Here is a 19,922-nt window from a genome sequence, read left to right as displayed (position 1 = left end):
ACGCTACCCATCCCCCTTCCAACGCTTTAATTTGGTGGGGGGAGTAGCGTTTTTTATGATATTAATTTAGTGGCAGGTTTGTTAAAGAAGGATAAATAGAAGCGAAAGAGAATTTATGTAGAGGCACCGATTCTTAATATTGTTTTGGAGGAAAATTTAATGGAAAATTCCAATTTGGATAAAAAAAATTACATCCATACGTATCTCTCATATATGTTGAAAAATAAATTTACAGTTGCATACGATGATTATCAATTCTTCTCAACAAAGAAACTCCCTTTAAATCATCATCCATATTTCTTTAAAGAAGCTCCAAATAAGATGGAATTTTCAACGATTGAATACTTACATAAAGGAAAGAAAAGAATTGCTGACTTTCAACAACTTATGGAAAACAGTGGTACTACTGCGTTACTTATTATTAAAAATGACACGATTGTTTATGAAAGTTACTTTAATGGACATAAAAGAGAGACTCCTCAAAAGTTGTTCTCCATTACAAAGTCATTTATTTCTGCTCTTGTTGGAATCGCTATTGATACGGGATATATTAAAAGTGTAGATGATTTCGTTTCTTCTTATGTACCAGAATTACAACTAAGAAATACTACAATCAAACAGCTTCTTCAAATGGATGCAGGCATAAAGTTCAAAGAAGGTCATTTTCCTTGGCGAGACGAGGCAAAAGTATATTTGCATCCGAATGGAAGGAAATTGGCTCTCTCTGCTGTAGAGGATACGAATGATAAATTTTTCCATTATAATGACTATCATTTGTTAATTCTAGGTTTGATTCTTGAAAGGACAACAGGTAAAAGTGTAACAGATTTCTTTTATGAGAAGATATGGAGTCAATTAGGGATGGAATTTCCAGGCTTAATGATATTAGATAGTGAAAAGCATCTATTTGAAAAGATTGAAAGCGGATTAGTAATGACCGCAATAGATCTAGCCAAGTTTGGCAGGTTATTCTTAAAAAATGGGGAATGGGAAGGAAAACAGATTATTAGCCAAGATTGGATTAAGGAATCCGTAAGTCCAAATAATGTGCCATCTACTGGTGACCATTTCCGATATTATCAAAAACATCCGTGGGGAAAAATGTGGTTCAATCGAAATAAAGCATATTATAAATATTTGTGGTGGGGACATCTAAATAACAAAACGAATAATGATTATTTTGCTTTAGGGGCATTAGGTCAAGTTCTATATGTTAGCCCAGAAAACAATACAATCGCTATTCGTCTTGGAAGTAAATGGGGAGTTATGGATTGGTGGCCTACCATCTTATATAAGTTGATAAATTCTTCAACCTAATATCTATATAAAAAAATCTGTCTTATCCGACAGATTTTTTTATATGACACAACAATTCATTAAATTTTTCATACTCTTCAAACGGTGGACAGTGTCCCGAGTTTTCAAACCAAACTAGTTCCTTTACTGGTGCATGGATGCGTTGGAAATACTCTTCCACCAGTTGAGAAGGTGTATTGAAATCAAATCTGCCGGCGCAAAAGTAAATTGGAATGGAATAATCGATGACGTTCCAAAAATTGATTTTAGCTACTTCATGCCACATATATTTTATTGATGTTTTGTTCCCTTTGATAAAACGAAACCAATCTGACAATAGATACTCGGTATTGGTCAAAAATTTACTGAAAAACAATTGAGTACCTGTCATCGAATAAAGAGACCCCTTATATTTATCAAGCAATTTGCGTTGTGAAAATAAATAGTCCAAGGAATCAGGTTCAAACACAAGATTATTTAATAATTCAAGAGCTTTTTTGTCCCTCTTTTTGACTGCCTGATCTTTCACAAATTCAAAGGAAATTTTTTCACCTTCTACCGTACAAACAATCTGACCGACGCCTATATAGGCATAAAGATAATCATGATATTCTTGAGCTAATATAGAGCCAAGGATACTACCCCATGAGTGACCCACCAAGTAAATTTTTTCTTTCCCAAATCTTTCTAATAGATATTGAATAAGTTCTTTGGCATCATCCAGGTATGTTTTTAGTGTAAGCTCACCTGATCCGGATATTCCTGAACCTCTTTGATCCCAGTTCACTACAATAAATTCTTTCTCCAATTGTCGTTGAAATCTTCTTGCAAACCCAATTTGTGCTGTTCCAGGTCCGCCGTGGAGAAAAAGCAGAATGGGGTGATTTTGGTCATCTGTTCGGATTAAGATGGATTGTTGAATGCCTCCTAATGGGATTGTTTCAAGTGAATACAAACTATTGGGTAGATTCGTTGAACACGGCGTTTTTCTTTTGAACATAGTTACATTTCCTTTTTAATTTAATTTTAACAAATATTAGATGTATTGGGTATTTTATTTATTTATAACCCATGTCATACCTTAGCATTAAACTATGATATTTATAGAAAGGAGAAATGTATTTTGAATAGATCCTTACTTAATTCCCTTAGAACTGGGGGATTTATATTTTATACAAGGCATGGGGAAGCGACTATTGGAAACGATTTAGCCAATTTAAATTTTCAAAACTGTTTAACCCAAAGAAATCTTTCTGAAATGGGACGCAGGCAAGCTATTTACTATGGAGAAGTTTTTCGATACCTACAAATCCCGTTTCAATACCCTGTTTCCGCAAGTCCTTTTTGCAGAACAATCGAAACCGCACAGTTAGCATTTGGAAGTGGTAATGTTCAAGTTAATCCTTTTTGGGCTGAGATAAATAGATTGAGTGGAAATTTACCTAATAATGATCGGAAAAGAATTTTGAGTAATCTTAAATCTATTTTAGAAATAATTCCAGAAAAGTGTAAAAATAAGGTAGTCGTTGCTCATAATTTCCCAGAAGGAGTCGGTTTAGATCAAATACCTTACATGGGGACAGTTATTATTAAGCCTAAAGGAAAAGGAAATGGGTATGAAATAGTGAGTAAATTATCTTTAGCACATTTAAGTACATTAGATTGTTAGATAATGGTTGATTGATCAAAAGGCATAAGTCAACTATGTATAAGTAAGGTAGTTTATCATTTTCCGCCAGAAGACTCCCACCTCAAGGAATGAGTAGGGGACATCTCCAAGGAGTAGGTGGGAGATGAATGGTGGTTGGCAGTAGCCAAAACATTCTCTTTATGTTAAAATAGGAACGAATGTTCTTATTTTGAGGAGGTGCAATTTGTGATCGTCAATAAGGCCTATAAATTTCGTATCTATCCAACAAAAGAACAAGTTATTCTGATTAATAAAACATTTGGTTGTTCACGTTTTGTTTTTAATCACTTCTTAGCACGCTGGAATGAAGCATATAGGGAAACTGGTAAAGGATTATCCTATCAATCTTGTTCCGCCGATTTAACACAGCTAAAAAAAGAGTTGGTCTGGTTAAAAGAAGTGGACAGTATTTCCTTGCAATCCGCATTAAAGAATCTTTCCAATGCATTTCATCGTTTCTTTAAGAAGCAAACTAATCCACCATGTTTTAAGTCTAAAAAGAATCAGGTACAATCCTATACAACGAAGTACACGAACGGAAATATAGAAATCATCGGCAACAAGATCAAAATGCCTAAACTTGGACTTGTTCGTTTCGCCAAAAGTCGTGAGGTAGAAGGGCGTATTCTTAACGTCACGGTTAGACGCAATCCAAGTGGGAAATATTTTGTGTCAATTCTTGTTGAGACAAAAAATAAACCACTCGAAAAGACAGGTTCTTCCGTTGGGATTGACTTAGGCCTAAAAGATTTTGCGACGTTGAGCAACGGAGAGGTCTTCTCGAATCCAAAATGGTTTCGCACATTAGATGGAAAGTTAGCCAAAGCACAACGTATTCTGTCGAAGCGTGTGAAAGGTTCGACTAATTGGAACAAGCAACGTGTGAAAGTGGCTCGAATTCATGAAAAAATCACCAATGCCCGAACAGACTACTTACAGAAAATCTTCACTCACATCATCAAAAATCACGATGTTGTAGGGATTGAAGATTTGCACGTGTCAAACATGCTAAAAAATCACAAGTTAGCCAAAGCAATTAGTGAAGTATCATGGTCACAATTTAGAACGATGCTTGAATACAAAGCAAAATGGTATGGAAAAGAAGTCGTGGTTGTGTCTAAAACATTTGCCAGTTCACAACTTTGTTCAACTTGTGGTTACCAAAACAAAGACGTTAAGAACCTAAACCTTCGAGAATGGGAATGTCCTTCTTGTGGTACCTTTCACCAACGAGATCTTAACGCAGGACAAAATCTTAGAAATGAAGCGATTCGACTTCTAACCGTAGGAACTGCGGGGATAGCCTACTAAAAAAACTAATGGATACATCGGTGTTCGTAGGAATCCTCCACTTCAAACTTTAGCTAAGTGGGGGTAGTTCAAAACGTTTCAACGAATATTAATACAAAAGAAATTATGAATACATCACGTCTTGTTTCAAGTTTCATGGGGCTAGATGTTCAAGTAAATAAAGCAATTACAGGCGATAACGCATTTGCACATTCATCGGGTATCCACCAAGACGGGCTATTAAAATCGCGCGATGCGTATGAAATTGTCCATCCAGAAGATGTAGGATTAGAGGATATGGAGTTAGTATTAACAGCGCGTTCAGGCCGCCACGCAGTGAAAAATGCACTGCAAAATCTTTCCTTCCATTATTTTACAGAAGAAGAGTTCGAACAAATTTTTGAAAGGTTTCTACAGTTAGCAGATGCCAAGAAAGAAGTATATGATCATGATCTATACGTCATTGTGGAAGAGTACTACGAAAAAGTGGAGAAAAATAACCCGAATCGTCAAAACTATAGCAGTCAATTTTATGCACTTGAGGATTTGCAAGTGATTAGTAACTCGGCATTTCCTTCTGCTAGTGTAAAAATCATAAAAGGCGATGAAATCCTGAAATCGAGTGCAGTAGGTTCAGGACCGATTGATGCATTATATTCAGCGATTGCAAACGTAACAAATATTGATGTAAAACTTGTGGAATATAATATTAGTTCTGTTTCTCGTGGTAAAGAAGCAATTGGAAAAGTGAAAATTGTCATTGAACATGAGGGAACAAAATATATTGCCAAAGCTGCTGACACGGATATTTTGAAGGCAAGCGCATTCGCTTACATTAATGCCATTAACAGTATTGTTGTAGCTGGGTTGAATTCCGTGTATAAAAAAGTTCCTGAAAGTGTGTAAAAAGGAAAAGCCCAATTTCTCTACTTTAATTCGTAGAGAAGCTGGGCTTTTTCATAATAAAAGTATCATTTCTGAGAGTTACTGCTAATTAGTTCTAGTAAAGTATTTAATCCTTCTTTTAATTCTCCTAATGATGCATAAGCATAGGAAAGACGAATATGATGTAAATCATTTGATTCATAAATATAACCTGGATTAATCAAAACATTTTGTTTAAGTAAATTCAGAAATAAATTTTTATTTACAATAGGCTCATGAAACCGAAGCCATATGTAGAAGCCACCCTCAGACCTTTTCCAGCTGGCTAATTGTTGAAATTGCCGTTCTAATATTTCTTCTACAAATGTAGCCCTTCTTTTCAATTGTTCACGAAGTTTTACTAGATGCTTTTCGTATAAACCTGATGAGATCCAGTATGAGACGATTTCTTGAGAAAAGGCACTTGAACCATAATCTGTTTGCATTTTAATATCAGCTAATCGCTGGATAACGGGAGAAGGTGCAACAACCCAACCAATCCGTAATCCAGGACTTAGCGTTTTGGATACACTGCCGATATAAAGAACTTGTCCCGATGTATCAAACGACTTTATGGCAGGAGAAGAAGAGTCAAACAATAGTTCATGATAGACATCATCTTCGACAATCGGGATTTGTAACTCTTTGCACGCATCGTACAGACGTTGCTTTTCTTCCTTTGACCAATTGTACCCTGTTGGATTGTGTAAGGTTGGTACACAGTAAAAGATAGATTGTTTTTTTCTTTTGAATTTACGTAAATTGTCTGTTAAATGTCCTTCCCGTGACAGTGAAATTAAACGCATTCCGGCTGATTGAAAGGGATGGATAGAATTTAAATACGAAGGTTGTTCTTGGAAGACAATAGATTCTTCTTCTAATAATCCAATTGCAATTAATTGGAGTGCTTGAAGTGCGCCTGAAACAATTAAAATATTCTCTGGTACTGTTTGAATCCCTCGTTTTTTTAAATAACTACATAAAATTCCTCTTAGCTTTTCACTTCCTTTTGGTGATGAATAGCCAATTGCCTTTGAATCAAGAGAAATCGCCTTTAATGACGCTTCAAGTTGTTTGGTTGGTAGTAAGTCAGGGGATAATTCCCCTGTTCCGAGACGGATGATATGATCCATTTGCTCATATTCATTGATGAGTTGAATTGTATGGTAGTTTGGTAAATGGATACTTGATTCAATGTGTTGCTGCCAATTTGGTTGAGCCTTGTCTAAAAGTACATTCCATGAATTATTAGCTACATATACTCCTGACCCCATTTTTGATTCTAGTAAACCATCCGCCCTTAATTCATCGAGTGCAAGTTGTACGGTGCTTCGATTTACATTAAAATCCATTGCGAGTTGCCGCTGTGTTGGAATTTTTGTGCCAACAGTCCAGTCGCCTCGTTCAATACGAGATTTGATCCAATCTACTATTTGCTCTTGAATGCTCAAATGGGAATCGCGATTTGGTTGCCACTTCATTCAATCCCTCCGTAAATTGGGTGGATGAAAAACCATCCAATTGGTTGTTTTCTTTCAGTTTTATCATAGTACACTAGAAATTGAAAGAGAGTTGATTATTTATATGGAAGCTATTCTTCACGGAATAATCTTAGCATTCGGTCTCATTTTGCCTTTAGGTGTACAGAACGTATTTATATTTTCACAAGGAGCCACACAACCAAAACTACTCCGAGCACTTCCGGCAACTGTGACAGCCGCACTGTGCGATACGTTTTTAATTCTGTTAGCTGTCTTTGGGCTATCCGTTATTGTTATGCAATTTGAATGGCTACGAATAAGCCTAATGAGTATAGGGATATTATTTTTACTTTACATGGGGTTTGCAATTTGGCGATCTGAACCAACAAAAGCTGAAACGAATAAAGCATTATCGACTCGTCAACAGATTATGTTTGCCTTATCTGTTTCCTTACTTAATCCACATGCCATTTTAGATATTGTAGGTGTTATTGGGACAAGTGCATTAAAATATATCGGAACAGAAAGGGTACTTTTTACAATGGCATGCATTACAATCTCTTGGATTTGGTTCTTTGGATTAACGCTAGCAGGTACAATTATCAAAAAACTAGATGGTACAGGAAGTTTAATGAAAATCTTTAACAAATGTTCCGCACTGTTTATCTGGGGAACTGCTATGTATCTTTTTATCGGATTACTATAAACAACGGTAAATTTTAGTTATTTCATTGAAAGAGAGCGATTCTTCAATAAAAAAATTTGAAAATCTTAAGCCAAATGACCTTCTTGTTTGTCTAATACATGTAAACCCAAAACGAAAGGAGGAATTACGATGAATATTAAACGCTTAGTAAAAAAAGCACAAAAAGGAAATGACAAAGCATATTTAGAGCTTTTTCAACAGTACGAAAAAGATATTTATCGAATGGCTTATGTCTATGTGAAAAATAAAGATGATGCATTAGATATTGTTCAAGAAGTCGCTTATCAGTCCTTTAAGAACATTCGCACCTTGAGTAAACCAGAATATTTCAAGACATGGCTCATGAAAATTACAATCAATTGTGCGTTGAACTTGATCAATAAAAACAAAAAGGTGATTCAACTAAATCCAGAGTTTGATATACCCACTATAGAAGAAAATGAAGATATCGTACTTTCTTTAGCTTTACATAAGCTGATGGATATTTTGCAAGAAGAGGAGAAGAGTATCATCTTATTAAAATATTATGACGATCGTACGTTAAAGGAAATTTCAGAGATACTAGAAATCCCACTTGGAACTGCAAAGTCTGTATTATACCGCGCTTTAAATAAACTTCGCCAAAATATAAAGGAGGTAGAAAACTATGGATAATCAACTTAAACAAGAGCTAACAAAAATTGAAATTCCAGAAGAGCTTCACGAAAGGGGGAAACTTGGCATCCAAAAAGCAAAATCAGAAATGGGCGGAAGTGTGAAACGTTTTGTAAAAAAACGAATGGCCGTTGCGATGATAGCAGCTTGTTTAATGGTGCCAACAGGTGCATTTGCGTATCAGTCGTTACTTGCAGATGATTTATATGGTTCGTTTGATAATGTAAAAAAACATATAGCAAATATCACAATGAAAGGTTATTTATTATTTGATGCAAAATTAACACAAGCAAAAGGTAACCTAGGAAAAGAGCAATACGAACAATTTAAAGAACTATTAACTGTCATCACAAGTGCAAAACTCGAACTTGGTGATAAAAATGGAAATATTGATTATTCGGAAGTCCCGGAAGAACAACTAGAGGAAATTAAAGTAGCTCTTTATGAAATCCAGCCCTACTTTGACCAATTAAACAATCTCCCATCTAGTAAAGAGATTTTAACAGAGGAAGAATACGAACAATATATTCAAGCTTTGCTAACATATGAAACCGTTATGGCGCAAACAGGAGTCTCAACACCACCAGATATTGATAGGATTCCTACTGATTCACAAGAGGATTTTATAAAAGCACAGGAAGTTCTAAACTATGTGAATGAAAAACAAATTGGAAATTAACTATATAAATGAATCAGCTTGGAAAATAAAATTCCAAGTTGATTCATTTTTCATATTGAACAACAACTTTCACTTCAAAAATGGAAATTAATGTTTAACTTCAGGGTGGGTTGTGGTGTAATCTACTTAAATCAAAAATTATTAATTAATAATTGAAGTGATATGAAAAGGGTGGGATGGTTGTGTTAGAAATAATTCCGTTTTATATAACTGCATTCAAGCAAAAAAGACTGATAAGAATATATCTACCAAAAAACTACAATAAGGACGATCAGCGTTACCCAGTTTTGTATATGCATGATGGTCAAAATGTTTTCCATGATAAGGATGCAATTGGCGGTACTTCTTTAAATCTTGAAAATTACTTAGATGAAAATGAATTGAATGTTATTGTTGTCGGAATAGACCAAAATAGTGAAGAAAGAATAAATGAATATTGTCCATGGATATGTGGGGAATACAGTAAGAAATTTTTAGGACAGGAATCATTAGCTGGTGGAAAAGGGATACAGTATGTAGATTTTATCGTTCGTGAACTAAAGCCATTTATAGACAATAATTATCGAACATTAACAGAACGTACAGCGATGGCGGGAATGTCCTTAGGAGGCCTTATCTCAACATTCGCGATGTGTCGTTATCCACAAATTTTCAGAAACATCGCGATTTTATCCTCTGCTTTTTATCGAAATCAAGAGGAGATTGAAAAGTTAATACAATGCACGGATTTATCGCAAGTTAAAAATATCTATTTAGACTGCGGAACTAGGGAATCTGGGGATGTGGAAGTAATTAATAAGGAATTTTTAGCTTCAAATAAAGTCATATATGAAATCTTAAAAGAAAAAGTACCAAATGTAGAGTTTCAAATTGTTAAAGAAGCAGAACATAACTACGTATCGTTTAGAGATCGAGTCCCTAAACTATTTACTTTTTTATCACAGGCAAAGTAAAACATTCTTTATCCCACAATCGGACACGATAAAGGCTAAAGTGATCATAGCAATCCCGAATAATTTAGCCTATCAATGAAAAATTCTCATTTAGTTAGAAAAAAGCTAAAGGGACCAGATTCTGAACTATGGTGCTTGCTAAAGGAAAAATCCTCTTCAATACAGAATTCTTCTTTGTAAAAAAATAATTAATAGAAATAATGAGGGAAAGTATGCCAAAAGTAGAGTTTGATAAAGTACAGATAAATTATGAAGTAAGGGGGCAAGGTGATCCGATTGTGTTTCTGCATGGATTAGGAGCTAGTTGGAAGATGTGGGAACCCCAAATAGAATCTTTTTCCTCCAAATATAAGATGATTATGTTGGATATGAGGGGGCACGGAGAATCTACGAAAACCTTCCCAGATAACAAATTCACTGCAAGAGTCATGGCTGAAGATGTAAAAAAATTTTTAGACGAACTCAATATAACGAAGACGCATCTGGTTGGATTGTCTTATGGTTCAGTTACAGCTCAATTGTTCGCATCAAAGTATCCTAAATATATTGAGAAGCTCGTGTTATCGAATGGTTACAGCGAAGTCCCTACAAAGGTATCAGGCTGGGTCTTGAAAGTGTCCAATACGATTTTTAAAATGATGTCCTATGATACGATTATTAACTTAATGTTGAAAGTCTATGGTAAGGAAGAATTCACGAAAAACATATTACGTGACTCGTTTACATTTAATAAAGAAATGTTTCTTCTTGCTAAAAATTCTGAATTTCCTACCCATACAAATGAATTAATAAATATTAACGTTCCAACTTTGGTTATGGGCGGTGATAGAAAAGTGATGGGTGTAGATGAAAGAAAGGGCTCCCAAATACTCTTTAACAATATCCCAAATGCTACGCTTGCTTTATTTAAAAACGCATTCGACCCAATAAGCACGATGGAAAAGGATATTTTTAATGAAATGATTATGGATTTTTTTGAGGGAAAACCATTTAAATCATATGAAGGAGTATCAATGTTTGAAAAGCAGAAGATTTGAATGATGCTTATTACTTTATAAATAATATATTTTTTAAGATCTATTGAACATAGCGGAAGCATTATACAGAATTTCCGTTGCTATTTGCAAAATATAGAATAGTAGAAAGTTCCCTTTAACAAGAGGGTGCGATAAAAATGAAACTAAATTGATTATCATAATAAGCGTACCTTTCAGATGTGGGATACGCTTATTTTTATTTTGTGTAAACGGGCAAGCTTTTGCACAGGGGGAAATTTCCTGGGGATTAATCTTCGGTATATTATCGGCAGTCATGTATGTTTTTATGGTCATTTTCAACAAAAAGGCTGTAACTATAACAGGATTGGAAAATGCGATGTGCCAGTTAGTTGTGAGCTTTTTAACAGTGGCTATATTTGTAGGATTGAAGCAAGGATTCGCGGTTAATCTTTTAGAAGGAAACTGGATACCTATATTGATATTAGGTGTTGTAAATACTGGAATTGGTTGCTATTTCTATTTTTCTTCCATTGGTCATTTGCCCGTGCAGTCAGTGTCAATTTTAGGATACTTAGAACCTCTCTCGGCATTAATTTTTTCCGCTACGATTTTAGGAGAAATGTTAAGTTTTGTGCAGATAGTTGGAGCTGTGTTGATTTTAGGGGGTGCAGCATATGGAGAAATGTTTCGAGCAAGAAGGAAACATAGGGGGGCGATAGATGAAAATTAAAATGAAAGAATCTCCAACAACAAGCTGGAGATTCTTAAGATTATTATTTGAATTTATCCGGAAACTGCTTCACAACTGCCTCAGAAATCGTATCTGACATTATAATCATATGTGTAACGCCCTCATCAATTGAAGCGATTCTTGCGTTCCAATCTTTATTCAAGCTAGCCGATAAGTCATTTGCTACTAATTTCAGATGCATAGTGAGTAGACTTTTTAGCTCTTCATTTTTTAAATGGGGGTTTGCCCCGCTAAGGAAAGCCGCTATTTCGTCAGCATTTTTAAGCCATTCTTTATTTAGCTGATCTACTAAGGATTCATTTTTACTTTTAGCCGCATCAACGATCTTTCCAGCGATTACAATATGATCCTTAAGCAAAGTCGTCAGTTTGTTCCCAGCCTTCTCTCCGTATAGTGGTTTTATAGCATTCCCAATGTCTTCTTGATTTTTCAGTAGTCTAGCCAATACCTCTTTTTGATCTTCTGCTGTTGCTGTTGTGGCACTTGTAATATAGTTACTTGTCCACAATATATGATCAATCCAAAGTCTCCTAAAGTCATTTTCAAACTTTACCTCTGCTTGACTCATAGACTTTTCCTTAGGTGCTGCGTCGGCACTCGATATTCCAACCACCATATTTAGAGGGAAAAACAAAATAAGTCCCATCAACAATAATTTTTTCATCAAAACTTCCCCTTCCCAAGTTGAAAAATACTCCTTTTTATTATTGAAATATTGAAATTTTTTATTCATGAGTATATTAGCCAAACTAAATAGATTATTAGCCAAAATGAGCACAATATTAGTCAAATCTTAAGGGATATTAGCCAAACAAAGGGAAATATTAGACAAACCAAACTAGAGCTGACTTTGTAAGAAACTTTTATAGAAGTAATTCGTATAGATAATAAGCTAATAAATAAAATTATTCTCAGGAGGTGCGTTCGTGTGCTTTGGGATCAACCAAAATGTATGGCGTGTGAGAAAGAGATTAAAGAAGACGACATTGTTTTTGTGAAAATGCGTTACCCTAAGCAAAAAGGGTTTACAGAAATAAAAGCCTATTTAAATAACGAAGGCAAATTTATATGTGAAGACTGTTTTCATAATAAATCCTAATGAATTATAGGAATATTCATTGGACATGTTGTACTATTGTGGGCGATTGCATGTGGTGTGTGTTTATGTAAAAGATCCTAGTAAATGAATATATTAGCCAAAGTGCGCAAAATATTAGTCAAACAAAGGGAAATGTTAGCCAAACTAGATCTAATAATAGAAAAAGGGAGATAGACAATTTGAAAAAAAAAAGAATATTAATTAGTTTAATCTCGGTTACCTTCCTTTTGCTTGCAGCGTCGATTGTGCTTAGCATATTGCGGGATGATGATCCATATCGCTATTTTACTGGGATGGGAAGCTCATTTGATTTGTCACCGAATGAAGAATATTACGTATTTTCCTATTTTGTAGATGGCAAAGAAGATATTTATCGTTCAACTAGTGAAGGGACAGACGTAGAAAAATTAACAGAATCCGCATCCGAAAATTTTCATAGTCCCAGATATTCTAAAGATGGAACGAAAATTCTTTATTTAGCTGAAAATGCAGAAGGGATCAACTCATTACTTGTAGCCAGTCAAAATGGCACGGGGCAGGAAATCCTAACAAACGCTACAACGCATGTATCAGAGGCTGTCTTTTCAAACACAGGTGAAGAAATCTATTTTTTTGGAACAGCTGCAGAAGACTTTAAAAAAGCTGAAGGTGAAACGACAGAAGGCTTTGATTTGTTTGTCGTGGATATCGTTTCAAAAGAGATTAAACAACTAACGAATCAAGACCACTTTACGATGAATTATCTTTCTGTTTCACCAGATGGGAAAGAAATTTATTACAGCTTGTTTGATGGGAATAGAGAAGTAGTGACAGCTTTCTCTTTAGAAGATGGTTCAGAAAAAGAAGCACCAGGCTCCACTCTGCTACCGGATGATACCTATTCTTTCCGGTATTCACCAGATGGAAAAAGGATTGCTTATACAAGCATTTCGAAGGAATCACTGGACAGTTCACTCTTTAAATATGAACTATTTTTACTTGATCTTGAAAATGGGCAAAGCAAAAGGTTAACAAATCTTGATTCATCGGTTGTCTCACCGGAATTTTTCAAGGACCAAACCCAAATTGCCTTTTTAGAAAATTCTAATTGGCCACAAGATCCTGCAGAACATACGTTAAAAGTAATAGATCTGGAAACGGAAAAAATACAATCAATAGAATTGGAATTGCCTCATGGAAAATCAAGCCATCTGTTATCAAAATCAATTGATATATTTGCAAACGGTAGTACAGTGGCTATTCTGTATGTAATCTTATTAGGCTTAATCAGCACATATTTATCGTTCTATCATTCAAGAAGAAGATATTATCCTTCGATTGCGAGTGTACTTCTTACTGTTCTTGTATTCATCAGTAGTTTTATCGTTGCAATGGTTGTAGATCCGTGGTACGGAATCGCACTGGGCATGTTAGCAGCTGCTTTATTTGGATGTACACTTATTATTTTCGGGTATACCTTTGCATTGACCTTTTTCTTAAAAAGAAGGAATACTTAAGATTCAACTGGTTCTACTATTCGTAGTAGAGCCTATTTTTTTGAGGAAAACATTTCAATCAGTAGTTTCGTCATGATAGAAATCGCCATTATTCAGTAATACCGGTGTTTAATTTTACAACATTTCCCTATCAAAGGTGTATAATATGAGCAAATGAGGGAGGGATTTGAATGAAAATCTATCAAGCTACCATTGAAGATCTAGAAGGAGTATCAAAATTATTTAATTTATACCGAATGTTTTATGAGCAACCATCAGATCTAGAAGGTGCGAGTGCTTACATAAAGGAACGTATAGAAAACAAAGATTCTGTTATATTTGTTGTTAAAAACGAACAAGAGTATGTAGGTTTTACTCAACTGTATCCTACATTTTCGTCCATTTCGATGAGAAGAGCTTGGATACTGAACGACTTATATGTAGCTGCAGAAGCGAGAAAACAAGGGATCGGTGAAATGCTCCTGCAAAAAGTAAAAGATTACGGGATTCAAACCGGTGCCAAAAGTATTAGTCTAAGTACAGCACCCGATAACTATTCTGCGCAAAGCCTATATGAAAAAAATGGTTACGTAAGAGATTCCCAATTTTATCAGTATGAATTAAGTTTAGCTTAATAATTGCTAATCGATTATTTAACTTGGGGATGCCCAGAAAGCCTACACTTTCTGGGCATCTATGCTTCTAATGATAAAATATCGTTCAAAAGCTTTGCTCCTGCGGTAGTAACAATAAATTGTCACTATCCTCGTCGAAAAGGAGCCGTCCCAAAATGCCTTTTTGGACGACTCCTTTTTTACTATGCAGAAAAATATAAAAAAACTCGCCAATACTGAACGAGTTTTAATAGAAGAATCCATTAACATAAAACGATTATACGATAAGGTGTTGTTTGTGCAGGGATACTTCTTGTAGTAGGGCCATATAGAACAATTAAATCTCGATTTGCCGGATATCTCGAAAAAGGTTGACCATTCGTTAATAGTATTCTTGTATAAGGAGATAAATTTAATTTTAAAGATCCATCAGTACTTACCAATTGGCTATTAAAATAATCCACTTTTACATTCTGATTTGGGTTATCTTTTACGATGACAAGCGCTTGGTATTGGGGAGGGTAAATAAAAATTGCGGGTAAATCTCCATCATAATATCCGGTCACGCGATCTCCTACCAAGACCATTTGTTGATCCACAAAATAAGTTGAGGGTGAAATAACGAAATTTACAATAGAACCCGATTCGTTTTCTAGAGTGAATAATTTATAACAGCCTTCGCTATTACCATTTTGACCTGTGAAAAAATCACTAATCGCCGTAACAGTTCCATGAAATGAATAAAAATTTGTCATACAAATCCTCCAAATGAAAACTAGTATAGGGTAGGGGGAGAAGGGCAGGTAACAGCATCTATAAATCTCGGATTAATCCCATAGAATTGCCAAAATGCCCACATAGTTCACACCCTTTTGTTAAATCCTAAACATTATATGTACAAAAGCAGCAAAGGGATTATTTTCATGACCATTCAACTAGTGTGGATCTCAATATTTTTACTTTTAGTTTTTTCTACTAACGAAAGGCGGCTACTTAACGCTTTTGAAATTCAGACGTTAAATAGCCGAGGAGGTAAAATTTAAATAATTTATGGTTTCTATATAGATTTTAATACAGGTAGTAAGTCTTCTACAGGCATTGGTTTATAGTATAAATAACCTTGTGCAATTGAACATTTGAATTCTTTCAATCGTTGTGCTTGTTTTTCTGTTTCTACCCCTTCAGCAACAACGCTAAGTTGCATTGCTTGAGCAAGGGTAATAATCGATTGTAAAATTTGATAATTCCCATGATCAATACCTTGAACAAAAGATTGATCTACTTTTAATTGGTTAATTGGAAGCTCTTTTAAGTAACTTAAAGAAGAATACCCTGTTCCAAAGTCATCAATGGAAACATAGATTTGTTTTTCCCTTAATAATGTTAATTTTTTTATTACATCTTGATGTTTATTCATCGCGATACTTTCCGTAATCTCCAATTCTAAATAGGTCGGATCTAAACCTGTTTCCTCTAATATAGACAACACTGTTTCAACAAAGTTTTCTTGTTGGAATTGCTTCATGGAAATATTGACCGCAACTCGAATATCTTGAATCCCCGCTTCAAGCCATTGTTTTCGATCTAAACAAGCTTTGCGTAAAATCCATGAACCTAGTGGAATAATCAATCCAGTTTCTTCAGCGACCGGGATGAATTTTGCAGGGGAAATCACGCCCTTTGTTGGATGTTGCCAACGAATTAATGCCTCCACGCCAACAATTTTGCCTGAATGTAGGTCAACTTGTGGCTGATAATTTAATTTAAACTGTTCTTTATCTAGCGCATCATAAAAATCATTTGTTATTTCAAATTTTTCATAGACATTCTCACCGAATTCATCCGCATAAATAATATACTGTTTACGACCATTTTCTTTAGCAGTATACATCGCCATATCTGCATTTTTAATTAAAGCTTCATAGTCATTTCCATGAGTTGGATATTTACTAATACCGACACTTATTGAGGTAAACAATGGTTGGTCATTGAGCAATAACGGTTTTGCCATATTATTTACTATTTTTTGAGTACGAATTTTAATCTCATCCGCATGTTGGAAATTTTGCATCACGATAATAAACTCATCGCCACCAAAACGATAAACTTGGTCCGTTTGCTGAATGCTTTCTATTAACCTTTCTCCTATAATTCGTAATAAATCATCACCCATCGTATGTCCTAAAGAATCATTAATGGTTTTGAAGTGATCGACATCGATAAATAGGATAGCGAATGGTTTATCTTGCTCAATTAGTTTATTAATTTCCTTTTCTAAAGACGCACGATTTGGAAGATTTGTTAAATAGTCATAGTGTGCTAAATACTGAATTCGTTGCTCAGCTTTTTTCTTAGTAGAGATATCTCTTGCAGCACCACGGAAACCGATAAATTCTTGATTCGAATTAAATATTGGTACACAATTAGTACTTAAATAGACCACATTACCGGACTTAGTCATTTTACGATATTCTAAGTTGCGAAATCCTGTTTTTCCCTTTGAATGTATTTCTAAGGTTTTCCGGATTAATTCTTGGTCTTCTTTAATTACATCTTCTACTGTATTTCTTCCAATTAACTCATGTGGCTCATACCCTAAAATATTCGTTGCACGTTCAGAGAGGTAAAGATAATTCCCTTTCGTATCTGTTTCCCAAACGAATTCTTCAAAGGCATTTGCCACATCACGGAAACGTTGTTCACTTTCGATTAATGCTACACGGCTAGAAACGACTTCATCATAGACTTCCATTAACTCTGCAGCAAATTTAGGAGCTTGTTGCTGATTTAAATCGATACTTTTAACCCGCTCACGGAAATTCTTTAAATTTCTTATGTATTGTCTAGTAATTAAATTAGAACCAAGTAACGCAATGAGCATTATAATTATTAATAACCCAATCCCTTTTTTTAATTCTGTTATAAAAAGAGAATTCATATCTTCAACTAGAACATTTCCCCATACATGACCAATCACTTCACCATCTCGAATGATCGGGCGAATATTCGCAAGGACAATACCATCTCGTGTTTGGGAGTAATTTTGAAATTGATAAGGTTCTTTTGTTTTATAGACGATCCTTGCTGATGAATCGGCACTAATATCTTTTAATCCGTCCTTGTTAAAATTTGGTCCAAATGCAACAATTGAATTTAATTCCTTAACGTAATAGCCAGTACCATAGCCAGGATAGGCGGTTGTAATCTTATCAATAAATGGTTGGAGTTCCGCGTTTAATGCTTCAGTCGTCACTCCATTTTCTCCATTCTTTTTAACTAAGTCATCGTATGTACCTTCAATATTTTCATCGAGAAGAAGAGCAAGTGAAGAGACTTCTTGGAATTTCTCCTCTTCAATATGACTCCATAAAGAATTAACACTAAGAATTATTAAAATAATTGCTGTAAATAAAACAAGAGATGTCGTTAAAAGATAGATTTTTAACTTCATAGACATTAATATGCACCACAATTCTAATATGAAATTTTTGAACAACACTTTTAACTTTGGATTGAACATTATTTACTTAAGAAAAATGGACCAATAAAATTGGAATTAAAAAGGTCAATTCTAATTTCCTAAATTTGTATTTATTATAAACTAATTACCTAGTTAGATAGCATAAACAGTATTAAATTAAGATTAATGAGCAATAACTAAGGTTATTTTGTATAAAAGTAGGAATTTTTGCCATGTTAGAATCATTTTCATTTAGTTAATAAGATCAAAAAAACAATTTAATTAAACATGCTAATACTGGCAGGGCAAACTCTAATCCGTGTTGCGCTGCTTTTTGTAAATTTATCTACAAAAAGTAAAGTAAACTTGACTTTTTGTTAATTTAACTTTACCATATAGGTATGATTTTCCATAATTAGGAAGGGGAAAGAGCTTTGTGGGTTTAAAAGAACCTTTATTGTCAAGCCGAATTCATATATTAAGAGCAGAATATAAACTGACGCAAAAAGACTTGGCTGACAAAGTTAGTGTAAGTAGGCAAACAATAATTTCTATTGAAAAAGGTAATTATACGCCTTCACTTTTGCTTGCTTACAAAATTGCAAAAACTTTTGGGAAACCAATTGAAGAAGTATTTATATTTGAAGATTAAGAGAGGTGACGATTCAGTTGGAAAAGAGAGTATTTTCGTATGTAATAATTTTAATAGTTGGGGGAGTGTTATTTTTATTATCTGAAATATTCGGAAAGCTTGATTCGTTTTGGGGAGGTTTGGGGTTAGCATTATTCATTTTTGCAATGCTGCGTTTGATTCAAATAAGACGTATTAAAACTAATGAAGAGTATGCTGAAAAATGGAGTATTGCTAGTAATGACGAACGAAATATTTATATTTCAAAGGAAGCCCGATCGAAAGCTTTTAATTTTTCAATGATGATCCAAGCCATTACGCTCATTATTTTTACTTCATTAAATATGACGGAATATATCAAGATTTTAAGTTATCTATTTGTGGGGCAACTATGTATCTATTTCGCTTTGTACTTTGTATTAAGAAAAATTGCTTAGAGAACGAGATGAATTAAATTCTTAATGGATATATAAAGAAAAAAGGGGCGTTAAAAGTGAAATCATACTCATTAAATTATTATATTACAGTATGGCTTATACTTTTCGTTATTTTTGTGAGTACCATAATAAAGGTATTTATTGATGTTCACCCTTTGCGGTTTATTTTTATTGTATTATTTGTTATTGGTTTACTTGTTGGATATTTCCGCTACATTATGCGTTTAAAGAAAGATTCTTTAAAAGAAGGCAACAAACTTAAAAGGTTTGGATTACTCTTATTTTTTATCCTAATCTATATGGTAATTAAAACATCGGTAAGTGAGTTCGTGAGTAGTGAAGTATCAAGTCAGGATTATGGTGTTGTTTTGGCCTTCTTTATTTTAGGGCTTTTTATTTCATATTATGCACTATATTCTATTAATCTTTTGAAAGTAAGAAAGACAGGAGAGAATTGAACCAGTGCAGTCGCTTTTACACTAGCTATCGGAGGCGTTGATCTAAAAAAGGTTAACGCCTTTTTGCTGTGTCTTTAGTATAATTGATGGAACTATATTCCAAATGATACGTTTAACAATTTAACAAGAACTTTTTTGTAAGAAGTATAGGGATGGGGAGAAGGCGTGAAGTGGCTAGACAACAAATGGTTCAATAGGTCTTTCTTGACGGCGTGTTGGCTACTTTTAATAGGTTTTTCCTTAGGATTTGTATTTGTAGGTGGTTACATCTTTTTGTTATTTATTAAGGAATTTCAAAGATTATGGTGAATTAAAAAAGAAGTGTA

The 19,922-nt window shown here is 34.4% G+C and carries 20 protein-coding genes and 1 pseudogene; 16 read left to right on the top strand and 5 right to left on the bottom strand.

The annotated features are described in order from the left end of the window. The first annotated feature begins 159 nt into the window (after positions 1-159). Positions 160-1,317, top strand: coding sequence for a serine hydrolase domain-containing protein (locus tag EK386_RS07940; protein WP_126658629.1), 1,158 nt, complete (start codon positions 160-162; stop codon positions 1,315-1,317). Between the two features lie 22 nt (positions 1,318-1,339). On the opposite strand, the gene EK386_RS07935 is transcribed toward EK386_RS07940, so the two are convergent. Further along, positions 1,340-2,296 carry an alpha/beta fold hydrolase gene (locus tag EK386_RS07935; RefSeq protein ID WP_126658628.1) on the bottom strand — a complete coding sequence of 319 codons (957 nt, stop codon included), beginning with the start codon at positions 2,294-2,296 and terminating at the stop codon, positions 1,340-1,342. A gap of 123 nt (positions 2,297-2,419) precedes the next feature. Here EK386_RS07935 and EK386_RS07930 point away from each other — a divergent pair, with 123 nt between their 5' ends. The 3 genes and pseudogenes from EK386_RS07930 to EK386_RS07920 form a co-directional block, all read left to right on the top strand. Continuing rightward, positions 2,420-2,965, top strand: a complete 546-nt coding sequence (locus EK386_RS07930; protein WP_126658627.1) for a histidine phosphatase family protein — start codon at positions 2,420-2,422, stop codon at positions 2,963-2,965. 210 nt (positions 2,966-3,175) lie between these two features. Further along, a complete protein-coding gene (tnpB, locus tag EK386_RS07925) occupies positions 3,176-4,297 on the top strand; it encodes an IS200/IS605 family element RNA-guided endonuclease TnpB (RefSeq protein ID WP_179966014.1) in 1,122 nt (373 codons plus the stop codon). A 60-nt stretch (positions 4,298-4,357) separates the two neighbouring features. Further along, positions 4,358-5,182, top strand: a pseudogene (locus tag EK386_RS07920) (alpha-isopropylmalate synthase regulatory domain-containing protein); the annotation flags it as partial. Positions 5,183-5,247: 65 nt separating this feature from the next. On the opposite strand, the gene EK386_RS07915 reads toward EK386_RS07920, so the two are convergent. After that, positions 5,248-6,681 (bottom strand): aminotransferase-like domain-containing protein, encoded by a 1,434-nt coding sequence (locus EK386_RS07915; RefSeq protein ID WP_126658625.1) that lies wholly within the window; start codon positions 6,679-6,681, stop codon positions 5,248-5,250. Positions 6,682-6,784: 103 nt separating this feature from the next. Between EK386_RS07915 and EK386_RS07910 the strand changes: the two genes are divergently transcribed. The 6 genes from EK386_RS07910 (at position 6,785) to EK386_RS07885 (ending at position 11,401) form a co-directional block, all read left to right on the top strand. Further along, complete coding sequence (locus EK386_RS07910) at positions 6,785-7,387, top strand: LysE/ArgO family amino acid transporter (protein WP_126658660.1); 603 nt, start codon at positions 6,785-6,787, stop codon at positions 7,385-7,387. Positions 7,388-7,516: 129 nt separating this feature from the next. Then, positions 7,517-8,041, top strand: coding sequence for a sigma-70 family RNA polymerase sigma factor (locus EK386_RS07905; protein WP_126658624.1), 525 nt, complete (start codon positions 7,517-7,519; stop codon positions 8,039-8,041). Next, on the top strand, positions 8,034-8,720 hold the full coding sequence (locus EK386_RS07900; protein ID WP_126658623.1) for a DUF3600 domain-containing protein: 687 nt from the start codon (positions 8,034-8,036) through the stop codon (positions 8,718-8,720). Before EK386_RS07905 ends, EK386_RS07900 begins: the two co-directional genes overlap by 8 nt. A 176-nt stretch (positions 8,721-8,896) precedes the next feature. After that, positions 8,897-9,673 (top strand): alpha/beta hydrolase, encoded by a 777-nt coding sequence (locus EK386_RS07895; RefSeq protein WP_246027617.1) that lies wholly within the window; start codon positions 8,897-8,899, stop codon positions 9,671-9,673. A gap of 212 nt (positions 9,674-9,885) precedes the next feature. After that, entirely contained in the window at positions 9,886-10,710 is an 825-nt protein-coding gene (locus EK386_RS07890; RefSeq protein ID WP_126658621.1) for an alpha/beta fold hydrolase, read from the top strand. Between the two features lie 148 nt (positions 10,711-10,858). Continuing rightward, complete coding sequence (locus tag EK386_RS07885) at positions 10,859-11,401, top strand: DMT family transporter (RefSeq protein ID WP_246027616.1); 543 nt, start codon at positions 10,859-10,861, stop codon at positions 11,399-11,401. Between the two features lie 43 nt (positions 11,402-11,444). Here the strand turns inward: EK386_RS07885 and EK386_RS07880 are convergent, their stop codons facing one another. Beyond that, positions 11,445-12,086: a glycosyltransferase gene (locus tag EK386_RS07880; RefSeq protein ID WP_126658620.1), complete on the bottom strand. Its 642-nt coding sequence runs from the start codon at positions 12,084-12,086 to the stop codon at positions 11,445-11,447. A gap of 288 nt (positions 12,087-12,374) precedes the next feature. Between EK386_RS07880 and EK386_RS07875 the strand changes: the two genes are divergently transcribed. The 3 genes from EK386_RS07875 to EK386_RS07865 all read left to right on the top strand — a co-directional run bounded on the left by EK386_RS07875 (position 12,375) and on the right by EK386_RS07865 (position 14,631). After that, positions 12,375-12,521: a Fe3+ hydroxamate ABC transporter substrate-binding protein gene (locus EK386_RS07875; RefSeq protein WP_126658658.1), complete on the top strand. Its 147-nt coding sequence runs from the start codon at positions 12,375-12,377 to the stop codon at positions 12,519-12,521. Positions 12,522-12,700: 179 nt separating this feature from the next. Further along, positions 12,701-14,017: a PD40 domain-containing protein gene (locus tag EK386_RS07870; RefSeq protein WP_126658619.1), complete on the top strand. Its 1,317-nt coding sequence runs from the start codon at positions 12,701-12,703 to the stop codon at positions 14,015-14,017. A gap of 170 nt (positions 14,018-14,187) precedes the next feature. Continuing rightward, positions 14,188-14,631 (top strand): GNAT family N-acetyltransferase, encoded by a 444-nt coding sequence (locus EK386_RS07865; protein ID WP_126658618.1) that lies wholly within the window; start codon positions 14,188-14,190, stop codon positions 14,629-14,631. A 242-nt stretch (positions 14,632-14,873) separates the two neighbouring features. Here the strand turns inward: EK386_RS07865 and EK386_RS07860 are convergent, their stop codons facing one another. Next, positions 14,874-15,365 (bottom strand): hypothetical protein, encoded by a 492-nt coding sequence (locus EK386_RS07860; protein ID WP_126658617.1) that lies wholly within the window; start codon positions 15,363-15,365, stop codon positions 14,874-14,876. A 302-nt stretch (positions 15,366-15,667) separates the two neighbouring features. Further along, a complete protein-coding gene (locus EK386_RS07855) occupies positions 15,668-18,067 on the bottom strand; it encodes an EAL domain-containing protein (RefSeq protein WP_158674394.1) in 2,400 nt (799 codons plus the stop codon). A gap of 439 nt (positions 18,068-18,506) precedes the next feature. On the opposite strand from EK386_RS07855, the gene EK386_RS07850 reads away from it, so the two are divergent. From EK386_RS07850 to EK386_RS07840, 3 genes are read left to right on the top strand one after another with little or no spacing between them, the layout of a single operon-like run. Further along, complete coding sequence (locus tag EK386_RS07850; protein WP_246027615.1) at positions 18,507-18,722, top strand: helix-turn-helix transcriptional regulator; 216 nt, start codon at positions 18,507-18,509, stop codon at positions 18,720-18,722. 17 nt (positions 18,723-18,739) lie between these two features. Beyond that, on the top strand, positions 18,740-19,138 hold the full coding sequence (locus EK386_RS07845; protein ID WP_126658615.1) for a hypothetical protein: 399 nt from the start codon (positions 18,740-18,742) through the stop codon (positions 19,136-19,138). Positions 19,139-19,194: 56 nt separating this feature from the next. Then, positions 19,195-19,596: a hypothetical protein gene (locus EK386_RS07840; protein ID WP_126658614.1), complete on the top strand. Its 402-nt coding sequence runs from the start codon at positions 19,195-19,197 to the stop codon at positions 19,594-19,596. The last annotated feature ends 326 nt before the right edge of the window (positions 19,597-19,922 follow it).

It is taken from the genome of Lysinibacillus antri (assembly GCF_003977595.1).
In the GTDB taxonomy this organism is placed as follows: domain Bacteria; phylum Bacillota; class Bacilli; order Bacillales_A; family Planococcaceae; genus Ureibacillus; species Ureibacillus antri.
This window is presented reverse-complemented; position numbering and strand designations above follow the sequence as displayed.